This is a genomic window from Clostridium sp., from assembly GCF_050717635.1.
Taxonomy (GTDB): domain Bacteria; phylum Bacillota; class Clostridia; order Clostridiales; family Clostridiaceae; genus Clostridium_AD.
The window spans coordinates 93,866-105,387 of record NZ_JBOITO010000003.1 but is presented as its reverse complement, the minus strand read 5'-3'; the positions used below and the strand labels follow the sequence as shown (position 1 = coordinate 105,387).

The following is an 11,522-nucleotide window of genomic DNA, read 5'->3' as shown; positions in this document are numbered from 1 at the left end:
AAGACTTTACTGCTTCACCTATTGTCCTAAAGCATCCATAATAATTAAAGCAGTGTCCTCTATAGCTCTTTTGGTAATATCAATTTTCAAACACCTTGTCTTTTTCATTATTTTTTCTGCATAATCTAGTTCCTCGAGTATTCTTTCATCATTAGCATATTGAAAACTAGAAGTAAGTCCGTTGAATTTATCCATTCTGTGTTGTCTTATTTCAATAAGCACATAGGGATTTATATTAAGTCCTATAATTTTTTTGCTAGGAATATTATATAGTTCTTCTGGAACAGGCACTTCTGGCATTAGTGGTATATTTATTGCTTTTATCCCTTTATTAGCTAGATACATACATAGAGGCGTTTTTGAAGTTCTTGAAACTCCAATAAGCACTACATCTGCATGTTTTAATCCATTATAATCCCTACTATCATCATATTGTATAGCAAACTCCATAGCCTCTATTCTTTTATAATATTCCTCATCCATGTTCCAAATTGCACCAGGCATATATTCTGGCTGCTTATCTAATAACTTAGCCGCAAGTCCTATTGCTGGTCCTAAAATATTTGATACAATGATTCCTTTTTCTGCGCATCTTTGAACTAGAAACTCTTTTACATCTACCATGATTATAGTCGAAACAATCATTGCTTTAGAATTAGTATCTATTTTGCTAATTAAATCATTAACATCCTCTGCTGTTTTGATATATGGTATTTTCTTAACTACTGTATTCCCTGGAAACTGACTTGCTACTGATTTAGCTACGAGTTCTGCTGTTTCGCCAATTGAATCTGATACTGCATATATTGTTAACACTTTTTTAAATCATCTACTTTCTTTTGTATTTTATTATAAAACTATTATAACATATAAAAATTATATCAATATTTTGCCCATAAAAAACAATATAAATTCAATATGTATTATTAGTCTTATCTACAAGAATATTATAAAAGTACATAGGATATAATTGGATTTTAGATAATTACCAATATATTCGCTGAAAATATGATATAATATATCGTAATGTCCTATCTATATTTGAACATGGAAAACATATTTATACGAATAATTGTTGGGAGTGAAAAATAAATGAAAAATACAATATTAACACCTAATGGACTTAAAAAATTAGAAGATGAATTAGAACTGCTTACAGGCGAAAAAAGAAGAGAGATAACAGCTGCTATTAAAGAAGCAAAATCACATGGTGATTTAAGTGAGAACGCAGAATACGATGCGGCTAAAGATGATGAAGCAACCAATAATGATAGAGTAATTAAGATTCAAGAATTGATTCGTAACTCTACAGTAGTAGATGACTACAGTAATGATGAACATTTAGGTCTTGGCGGGCAAGCTGATATTAAATTTCTTGATACAGATGATACTGAAAAAGTACGCCTAGTATCTACCGTAGAGACTAACCCAGATTTAATGAACATAAGTATTGAATCCCCTCTCGGCATGGCAATATATGAAAAGGCTCTCGGAGAAAAGTGCACTGTTGTATCTCCACAAGGTAATTACGAAGTACTTATAGAAAAAATTTATTAGGTTCAAAAATTTAAGGATAGTGATATACATCACTATCCTTTTTTTATGCTAGTAATTGATTTACAAGAGGACTTACCTTCTTGCTCTCATACTTTCCTTTTAATTTAGGCATAGCAGCCTTCATAACTTTACCCATGTCTTTACTACCACTAAACCCATTTTGCGAAATAACTTCAAGTATAATAGCTTTAGCTTCATCATCAGTAAATTGTTTTGGCATATATACACTAAGCATTTCTATAGCAATTTCTGCTTCAGCTATACTATCTGCTTTATTAGCCTGTTTGGCATAACCAAGAGTTTCATTTAACTGTTTGATAGTTTTTTCAATAATACTTATTAACTCATCTTCAGAAAGATCTCTCTTTAAATCCATTTCCTTATTTTTAACGTCTGCCATTAAGGTTCTCATTGCAGTTAGTCTTATTTTATCTTTACTCTTCATGTATTTAATTACATCGTCTTTAAGTGTTTGCTTTAACATATGAATCACCTCCTTGCTAATTTTATCACCTTATGGAAAACATAACAAGAGTGACTTGTCTTCTTTTACCACGCAATGTGGTTATTCTTCTTTTTTAAAGTATATTTTCATTCCTTAAACAAACTTTGTTTCTACCTAGATCTTTAGCTTTATAAAGTTCCTCATCTGCAATTAAATACATTTCATTTGAACTCTTACAATGTGGACTGTAACCATAACTTCCTCCTATGCTTATAGTTACTGGATAACTCTCATTATTCCATTTATATTTAATATCGAGTTTCTCAACAGAACTTCGAAGAAGTTCTGTAAAATCAAGCACTTCCATATAATCATTATCTTCAATAAAACATACGAATTCTTCTCCACCAAATCTTCCAAGTATTCCATGTTTATTTTCAAAAACACTTTTTAAACAATCTGCAATTTTTCTCAGACAAATATCCCCTTCAAGGTGGCCATGGTAATCATTATATCTTTTAAAATAGTCAATATCTATCATTAAAAGTGCTAAATTAACAGGCCTTACTTTACACTCCTGCCAGACCTTTGAGAGATAACTCTTTACTCCTCTCCTATTTGCTATATTGGTAAGTTCATCAGAAATCACCTCAACGTTTAAATTTTTATTTGTTCTTTCCATAGAATCAAGTAGTGTGTTTTTATATCCAATATCCCTTTCTAATTGTTTATTTAATTTTGTGATTTTTTGAACTTCCTCTCCACTGAATGATTTACTAAGTTCAATTTTTATTATTTCAAGCTTATGTGTAATCACACTAGTTTCGATTTCCTGTTCCATTAAATGATACTTTTTATAAGACAAAAGTGATAACCTAAATTCCCCTTTTCTTTCATAAAAATCAGTTACAATTTTATATATCTGACTTAATTTTTTTCTTGCATTAATTTCTTCTCCATATGTAATAGCTTTATCAATATAAACTAAGAAAAGTTCTTCATTTTCATTCATTTCAAGTTCTGCAAAGCTTATAAGCACATCTATTGAAAAAAACTTATTTCCTATTTCCTCTAGTTGAGCAAAAGCATTTTTATAATACAATCTAGCCTTGTCATATTCCTTCTGAATAAAATGAATATTCCCTATTTTATTTTCAACCTCTGAAAGAGCAGTTATATCATCATATTTCAATAGAATATTATAACTTTTTTTATAACATTTAAAACTATAATCATAATTTTTTTTTATAAAATATATATCACCCATATTTGCTAATATAACTGCAGCATTACTGGCATAATTATATTTTTCACATAATTTTAATGCTTTGGCATAATAAATTAATGATTCTTCAAGACTTCCCACCTCTTTATAAACTTCACCTATATTGTTCAATATTCTACTCATTTTAAGATATTCTTCTGTGTTTTCTATGAGGTGTAATGCATTTAAGAACTTCTCAAGTGATGGTTCATACATTGCATTGTAAAAATACACAACTCCTATCAGATTCAAAGTTTCTGCTATATTTGATGGATTATCATAAATCTTAAATATCTCAATAGCATCTAAGGCATAATTAAAACAGTCATTGAGTTTTGTCATTGACCTACAGGCTAAAGCCATAACAAACAATGCATGGCCTTCCTCAAGTCTTAACTTATTTGCCTTTGCAGTATCATAAGCTTCTTTACTCATATCAAAGGCAAGACTTGGCTGATTTAAGAAAATCTTTCTCGCTTCTATAACTTTTTCCATCACTACTTCTGAAATATCCATAATAATAACCCTCTCTCTACATTAAATTATTACATGGTTTTTCACATAGATAATTTAAAAATTATTCTTATTAATTCTATATTTTGCAATATAATTTTGTTTATACATATAATTATTCTACATATTCTATATTTCCCCTTTTTATTTAAGAAGAATTTGTAAAATAAATTATTATGTATCAATTTGTATTCTAAAGATTAAAACCAACTCATATTAATTGTGCCATTAACTATGATATAATATTTTTTTTGAAACTAAATGCTTTATTTTTAAGTCTAATACACGAAAATAAATATAGGACACTTATTTATTGCTCTAAAGGAGGGCTACATGCATGAATGATGAAGATTTAGTTAAGGCTTCTCAAAAAGGTGATTTCAAAGTGAAAATAGAATAGAACCTTTCATAAATATACAAAAACGGGCAACCCTTACGGGTTGTCCGTTTTGCCACTTGCCACGTGGGTGGCACTGGCACCGGCACCGGCACCTACAGTGACCACAGCTTTAAACAAGTCTCCATCAATTTCAATACTAAGACTCCCACCTTGAAGTTCTAAGATACTTTTAGCAATTGCAAGTCCAAGACCAGAGCCTTCGGTATTTCTGGACTTGTCTCCCCTTTTAAATCTTTCAAATATCTCCTTATTATCAAAATCCATCTCATAAGCGGAGATGTTTTTCATAGTTATAATTATATTATTATTAGCCTCTATTAAATCAATATATACCCTAGTTTTAGGTAGCGAGTATTTTAATATATTATTTATGAGATTTTCAAATACTCTCCAAGTCTTTTTACCATCTAAATTTGCATAAACCTTTTCTTCAGGTATCTTCACCTTAAATATTAGTGAAGAGCTATTAATCTTCTCATGAAGCTCAGCTAGTGACTGCTGAAGTAGTGCAGTTACATCTACTTTTTCTAAATTAAGTTCTACTGCACCACTAGCCATTTTAGACGCTTCAAATAAATCATCTATAAGCATTTTAAGTCTCTGAGATTTTCTGTCTAATACCTCTATATAACCTTTTGCTTGTTCATTTGGTAAATCTTCTTTTTTTAGTAGATCAACATAATTTATAATGGAAGTAAGTGGAGTTTTTAGATCATGAGACACATTAGTTATAAGCTCAGACTTAAGTCTTTCACTTTTTATCTCATTTTCAAGAGATTTCTTAAACCCAGCCTTCATATTGTTTATGTTGTGTGCTAGTTTAAAAAGTTTACCTGCCCCTTTTTCTTTTATAGTATAATTAAGATTCCCTGAAACTATCTCTTCCGTTCCTTTTAAAATGTTTTTGAAGAATCTAATTTTATTAATGAAATAAATCATTATAAATAGTAGGTAGCAAAGGAAATACATTATTGGTACTATTATAATCATTGAGCTTATCATTAATGCGAAAACTGCAACTGGCACTGCTACCACAGCTAACAAAGTAAGTATAGTAATACCTTTTTTAGATAATTTATTAAAGATACATGTTTTTACTTGCACTTTGAACTCTTCTCTATTTTTATATAAATTATATGCCAGTATACAATTTATATAAAAGTAAAACACATAAATTGCCATAATAGTAAGGTTTACAATTTGAGCATAATTATATGGTTTATAGAAGAACATCACCTTTCTTACATAAACATTCATTATAAGTGAGTAGATTACAAATATAAAAATTCTTAAATCTAAAGGTACTTTATTGTACCATTTTGTTAATTTTTGAATAAGCTTTATTTCTTCATGCTTTTTCTTTGATATATAAACTAGAATTAAAATTCCTATAATAAACGATACAAATCCAATTATTACCTCTTTAATAATTCTTTGTCTTACAGAATTATAATAATTATAATTGGTATATATATAACTACTTTTATCTATGTCCTTTGGGATGATAAAATATGCCTCTCCACTATTACCTAGCCAATTATTTTTTATACTATACAAGGCATTATTTTTTATATATAAATCTATATCTGAAACGTTTACTAAGTTCGTATCTATGTTTTTACTACTTGTTATGTAATATTTTATTAAACTTTTCTCCTTTACAGCCGTTTTAATATCCTCATAGTCTTTAGTTTTATATACAGCTATTTCCTTTTGCATATCCTCTAGTGTTTTTGTGTTTTCCTTTTTAAATTCATCAAGCTCATTGTTTTGCGCCTCTGTTATCCTACTAACCTTACTCTTGTTACCCTCTTGATTCGCTGAAAGTATATCCCTGCTATACTTGTTTTTAATTTCATCTTGTTTATTTGTAATATTAGAATCATATTCAGCTTTAGCTGCCAATAGCTCCTCTTTTGTCACCTTTTCATCATTTGATTTTTCAAAATAATTTTTATATACCCCATTAAGTGCTTGTATATTATTAAAATATGAAACTAAATCAGTATTAAACTCTGAGCTAGTAAAATAAGGCTCTTCCCTTAGATAATTTTTATTTGTCATAACGTCAGTTAGTGCTAATTTTGAAAAGCCAAACATATATGCACATATAATAAAAGCCACAATATATGTATACTTACTTTTCGATTTTATATCCAATACCCCACACCACCTTTAAATATTTAGGTTCCTTTGGATTTATTTCTATCTTCTCTCTTATTCTCCTTATATGTACTGACACAGTATTTTCACCATTACAAAAGGATTCCCCCCAAACTTTTTCATATATCTGTTCAATTGAAAATACCCTTCCCTTGTTTTCCATTAAAAGTTCCATTATCCCATATTCAATGGCTGTAAGACTCATTTCTTTTTCATCCACTGTAACCATTTTCGAGTTTTTATTTAATATAAGCCCACGAACATTTATCTCATGCTCTTTAACTTTGTAATCCCCAAAACTTGTATATCTTCTGAGAGAAGATTTAACTCTAGCTACGAGTTCCATTGGATTAAATGGCTTTGTTATATAATCGTCAGCTCCTATATTAAGACCTAGTATTTTGTCCGTATCCTCTGATTTAGCTGAAAGCATTATTATTGGGATGTTTTGAGTCTCTCTAATTTTAAAAGTAGCCTTTATCCCATCCATTCTTGGCATCATTATATCCATTAATATAAGATGAATTTCTTCTGTTTTCAAAATATCCAAGGCTTCTATACCATCTACAGCTTGGATTACTCTTATCCCTTCGTTTTTTAGATATATTTCAATGGCTTCCCTTATCTCATATTCATCATCTACAATTAAAACATTTTGCATAGTTATGATAATCACCCCTTACCCATATTATACATGTTAATAGGGAAATCACACAATTACCCCTTTTTCATAAAGAAGGAAAATGCATCTTTATCAAAACCATTAGATCTAGTTCTAACATTTATATTCCGAATATGATAGACTTCATCATTATAATCTTTTGCTTGATTGTCACATATATAAGCGTAATCGTAGTTTCCTTCTTTTACCCATTTCATAAATACATAAGTATGAGTGGGGAATCCACTTGTTCCACCATTGTTATCTGTGGTAAAACATATATCTCCAGGCCTTAAATTTTCATAATCGCTTTGTTTTTCATAGCCCTTTTCTGTAAATATAGATAGAATTTGTTGTGTATTACTTATCTCACTAGGCACATTAAAATTATTCCGTCTTAGCACTTCAGCTATAAAATAAACACACGTATTGGCCGAACTCCCCTGATTTAAATTTATGGCTGCCCCATAAACCTCTCTACGATTTCCTTCACTTTCTAGAAAAGTATATACATTTTTAGTTGAATAGGAATTACCTATTTTTATGTTTATCTTAGTAATTATTGCTATACAGATTATAACTAGAACAAATACTTTGAACCACCCTTTATTCATTTAAAACTCCCCCTTTAGCATCACTAACTATAATTAATTATACAAGGTATATATTACAAATTAGCTATCATAATTATTACAAATTTATTAAGATTATTATAAAGGGCTATTATTGATATCTAGCATAATCTTCATTGTTGTCAATATATACAATACAGTACCTGCCCAAAACCCATCTGATCGTTTGGTCATCGTAACATCTTTCGGAGTTAACCAGTTATTAATTCCCCAATGCATGGATACACTGCTTGAATTAGCTAAAGACCCTTTGTAGTATACAGTAAAACTTGAACCTTGTACTAATTTACTGCTATCATAATCTACTGTATAAACTGGTGATGAAACTCCATTTGAGTTTATAGCTACAAACTTAAGAGTTTTACTACTCGCAATATTAATTGCTGCAGTATATTTAGTACTAGCTGCTGTTGGAGTAGTTCCATTTGTTGTGTAATAAACAGTTGCAGTTGCTGAAGGTGTTAAAGTTACACTTTAGAAGAATAAGTTCCGCCCTTTATATTTGCGGAGGCAGTAGGTGTAGTATTATTATTGTTTGTAAGTCTTAGATAATTTTTGATTGTAAATCCATATTTTTTTACGCAATACATTTTATAGTTAATAATAAACCACATCCACTTCTATTTAATATTAAAAGGAGACATTAATTTAACTTAATGTCCCCTTACCTAAATTATTTGTTTTTATACTCATTTTCTAGTTTAGAAAATGTGTAAGATATTATTAATGCAATTATCCCTACTATAAGGAATACTACTGTCTTAATTATAAAGTCAAAGGAATAGAAGTCTACAAGCATTAATTTAACACAAGTTATAAGTGATAATATTAGGCCGTATTTTCTTAGTTTAGAATTATTTAACTTAAAGCCTATGAATACACTCCCTAGTGCAACTATCATTAATGATATACTCAGCATTAATTGTTTGACTTCATACACTATATCCACTATAAGGCACAATCTAACAACTATATATGTTGATAAAAATGCATAGATTAAAGTTTTATTATGATTTAGTCTCTTAGTACCTATATAATCTTCAGTTAACAGAGATACTAAAATATAAACTGTAATTGCAATGGACAAATAAAATTCTGTTGTACCTATTAAACCAGCAAGTAGTCCAACTACTACCATAAAACACATACTCACATAATTCATGTCCTTTATAGTATCATGTCTTAATATATCCACTTTGTTTATTATAACTGTGTATATAATACATATAGTCAATGATATAAACACTATATATACTTCGATATCATAAAGTGAATCAGTGTGTGCTATCATGTTCTGAAACCACCCTACTATAGCTAACATATAAAAGTATTTAAATATTATAACTCCTAGTGTATTTTTAAATTCTTTACTACCATATAAGATTCCTGCAAATAGTACTAGATACACTACACTAATAGCTTCTTCTATAGTTATAAAGTAACCTAATATACTTATTACTATTAAGCCTATTAGTGTATATTTTAAAATTTTATTCTTTTCTTTAATAAATAACAGTAATGTACCCCCGGTTAATAACGCTAAGCATATAATATAACTGTCATATTTCTCAAAACCCATGTTTATAATTATAAATAAAGAGGCTAATACAAAACCTGTATAACCAGTCCATCTGGCTTCCTTTTTTACTGTTAATAATATTGAAAGCCCTATTACACAATATACACCTAGTGGTAAATACGGAACATATGAACTAGTGAATAATCCCAGTTCGGATAATGGATATACAACTGATGTCACTAACGGATATATTACAAAATACAGTAATAATCCTATTGAGTTCAGTAAATTATTTCCTTTCGCTGTACAAGTTATAACATATTGCACACTATACACAATAGTAGTTACTATTAAAAGAAGCACCAACACATTTTTATCAAGATTTACACCAATTATTACTGTGGAAAATAAAGCCAATATTGATGTATAGAATTCAAATGGTATGTTTATGTCCCTATTCTTAATATCTTGAAGAGGAAAATATATATTCATTACATGTATGATTGTAAGTATTACAACTAGAATATAAGATTGTTCTATTGATATTTTATCTATAGGTACTAAACATATATAGGCACCTACTAAAGTTACAATTCTAAGTAAATTGGATTCTTTTCTATAACTCAAATATATTGCTCCGCCAGTTATAATTGTTGTGATAACTAATGCAAAGATACCAGTTATATTGTCTAAAACCAAATAATTTATTATCACTGCAATATATAGTCCAGATATTCCCAGTGCCGTTATACCTTTAGAAAATTTATAGTTTTTCTTGCTAAAGTATAACTCTCCAGCTAGTAAAATTAGAATTGGCACTAAAAATAAGACTATCCCCTTCATCTCATTTGACAGGAAGTTTACATAAACATATCTACCAAATGTAGTAAGAGATATTAAAATTAAAATTATACCAACTAAATTTAATGCGCTTACCCCTAGTTTTAATCCTTTCCCTTCTGTTTTCTTATTTTTATTTTTATTTTTATTTTTATTTTTATTTTGAATTGGTTGTTCCTCATATAGAGGTATATTGCTCACAGACTTCAAATCGTTACTGGATTCTTGTGAAACTGTTTTATTTATACCTTTTTCACTGGACTTATTAGTCTTTATTTCTAAGTTAAGAAGCTTACTTTCTAAGCTGTTTACTAACTCAAATAAGTTAGATATTTCCGATGTTAATCCTAAGTCTTTAGCATCATCTATAATTGTAAGTGTACCTAATCTTTTTTTTATTATAGCAAACTCATTTCTAGCTATAGCTGGCATCACATTTTTTTTGTTATCAAATTTATCTATTAGGTGTTTATTTTCTAAGTAAACTAACTCTTTTTCTTTTCTCTCTACAGTTTCTAAGTCTAATAATATAAGACGAATTTCTTTATTTGTCTCCTCTTGTAATCTTAGATACTCATCAATACCCCTCACGTTTAATCCCCCCTAGCGAATAATTTATATATGTATTATAACATGTGTTCCAATAGGTTCTATTAGTATTGTTCCTTTTACGAGTTTCCATCAATTAAGTACACTGATGGATAGATTAATATAAAACTTACCAAAGAAAGTTTAACTAAATTATTAAAGTTTTCATAAAATAAGGAGCACACTAGTTGTGGTAGACGATGACTGAAAATAACGTCCTTCCTGAACCTAGTGTGCTCTTTATTTTTCAATATTTAAGATTTATTTTTCTTAGATTTTGCTGAAACAAAATCTAAAATCAACTGTCTATCCTGTTTTTTTATATCCTCATATTTAAAAACGACCTTATTATAATTATAATCGTCCATAGAATCTAACCGTATTTTACTACATAAAGTTATAATTTTTTCATTTCTTAGTAATAAAGTAACTAACGCAAATTTACTATCTATTTCATTTTTTGGAACAACAATATTTACGCCTCCAGCACTAATATCTATGGTATATGTTTTTTTGAAACTTTTAAAATATCTTCGTTCAACGCTACTTAAACTTTTGTAGTTAATATCCCCTTCCGGCAGTAGTGAATATTCTATATCCATAATAATAGGCAATCTTTCGAATTCTCTTCTTTGAATCCTCAATATTAGTTGAGGTAAACTAATTATTATAACTTGTCCATTAATAATCTTTTTACTACCAAGGACAACTGAACTACAACGCAACGCTTCATTTTCGTAAACTAAAATCAATTCAATTAACTGATTTTGAACTAACTCTATATATGTATTTTGCCTTATATCTATTTTAATACCCAAACAATCATTAGATACTTTTATAATTTGTCCATCAACCAACGATTTATTACTATTTATAAACTTTACTATATCGTTTTGCCTTATATTTTCTACAACAATAGTATCCATAACCCTTACCTCTT

Annotated in this window: 9 protein-coding genes and 1 pseudogene; 1 reads left to right on the top strand and 9 read right to left on the bottom strand. The window is 28.9% G+C overall.

Translation table 11 applies throughout. The features are described from left to right. Positions 1-18 precede the first annotated feature (18 nt). Positions 19-816, bottom strand: coding sequence for a pyruvate, water dikinase regulatory protein (locus ACREWB_RS02050; RefSeq protein ID WP_431545819.1), 798 nt, complete (start codon positions 814-816; stop codon positions 19-21). Between the two features lie 276 nt (positions 817-1,092). Here ACREWB_RS02050 and greA point away from each other — a divergent pair, with 276 nt between their 5' ends. Further along, the gene (gene greA, locus ACREWB_RS02045) at positions 1,093-1,557 is read left to right on the top strand and encodes a transcription elongation factor GreA (protein WP_431545818.1); all 465 of its coding nucleotides are present in this window, start codon (positions 1,093-1,095) and stop codon (positions 1,555-1,557) included. A 43-nt stretch (positions 1,558-1,600) separates the two neighbouring features. Here greA and ACREWB_RS02040 read toward each other — a convergent pair whose 3' ends face one another. From ACREWB_RS02040 to ACREWB_RS02005, 8 genes and pseudogenes are all read right to left on the bottom strand, one after another. Further along, complete coding sequence (locus ACREWB_RS02040; protein WP_431545817.1) at positions 1,601-2,041, bottom strand: GatB/YqeY domain-containing protein; 441 nt, start codon at positions 2,039-2,041, stop codon at positions 1,601-1,603. Between the two features lie 94 nt (positions 2,042-2,135). Then, positions 2,136-3,782, bottom strand: coding sequence for a GGDEF domain-containing protein (locus ACREWB_RS02035; protein WP_431545816.1), 1,647 nt, complete (start codon positions 3,780-3,782; stop codon positions 2,136-2,138). Positions 3,783-4,212: 430 nt separating this feature from the next. Further along, complete coding sequence (locus ACREWB_RS02030; protein ID WP_431545958.1) at positions 4,213-6,279, bottom strand: sensor histidine kinase; 2,067 nt, start codon at positions 6,277-6,279, stop codon at positions 4,213-4,215. Between the two features lie 37 nt (positions 6,280-6,316). After that, positions 6,317-7,003 (bottom strand): response regulator transcription factor, encoded by a 687-nt coding sequence (locus ACREWB_RS02025; protein WP_431545815.1) that lies wholly within the window; start codon positions 7,001-7,003, stop codon positions 6,317-6,319. A 56-nt stretch (positions 7,004-7,059) separates the two neighbouring features. Continuing rightward, positions 7,060-7,617, bottom strand: coding sequence for a hypothetical protein (locus tag ACREWB_RS02020; RefSeq protein WP_431545814.1), 558 nt, complete (start codon positions 7,615-7,617; stop codon positions 7,060-7,062). A gap of 96 nt (positions 7,618-7,713) precedes the next feature. Next, positions 7,714-8,097 (bottom strand): annotated as a pseudogene (locus tag ACREWB_RS02015) (chitobiase/beta-hexosaminidase C-terminal domain-containing protein); the annotation flags it as partial. 211 nt (positions 8,098-8,308) lie between these two features. Then, positions 8,309-10,585: a DUF2339 domain-containing protein gene (locus ACREWB_RS02010; protein ID WP_431545813.1), complete on the bottom strand. Its 2,277-nt coding sequence runs from the start codon at positions 10,583-10,585 to the stop codon at positions 8,309-8,311. A 251-nt stretch (positions 10,586-10,836) separates the two neighbouring features. Further along, positions 10,837-11,508 (bottom strand): flagellar brake protein, encoded by a 672-nt coding sequence (locus tag ACREWB_RS02005; RefSeq protein WP_431545812.1) that lies wholly within the window; start codon positions 11,506-11,508, stop codon positions 10,837-10,839. Positions 11,509-11,522: the final 14 nt, after the last annotated feature.

Excerpts from the sequence above, each read along its gene's own strand:
- greA (WP_431545818.1), top strand. The coding sequence starts at position 1,093 with ATGAAAAATACAATATTAACACCTAATGGACTTAAAAAATTAGAAGAT.
- ACREWB_RS02040 (WP_431545817.1), bottom strand. The coding sequence starts at position 2,041 with ATGTTAAAGCAAACACTTAAAGACGATGTAATTAAATACATGAAGAGT.
- ACREWB_RS02035 (WP_431545816.1), bottom strand. The coding sequence starts at position 3,782 with ATGGATATTTCAGAAGTAGTGATGGAAAAAGTTATAGAAGCGAGAAAG.
- ACREWB_RS02030 (WP_431545958.1), bottom strand. The coding sequence starts at position 6,279 with ATGTTTGGCTTTTCAAAATTAGCACTAACTGACGTTATGACAAATAAA.
- ACREWB_RS02025 (WP_431545815.1), bottom strand. The coding sequence starts at position 7,003 with ATGCAAAATGTTTTAATTGTAGATGATGAATATGAGATAAGGGAAGCC.
- ACREWB_RS02020 (WP_431545814.1), bottom strand. The coding sequence starts at position 7,617 with ATGAATAAAGGGTGGTTCAAAGTATTTGTTCTAGTTATAATCTGTATA.
- ACREWB_RS02005 (WP_431545812.1), bottom strand. The coding sequence starts at position 11,508 with ATGGATACTATTGTTGTAGAAAATATAAGGCAAAACGATATAGTAAAG.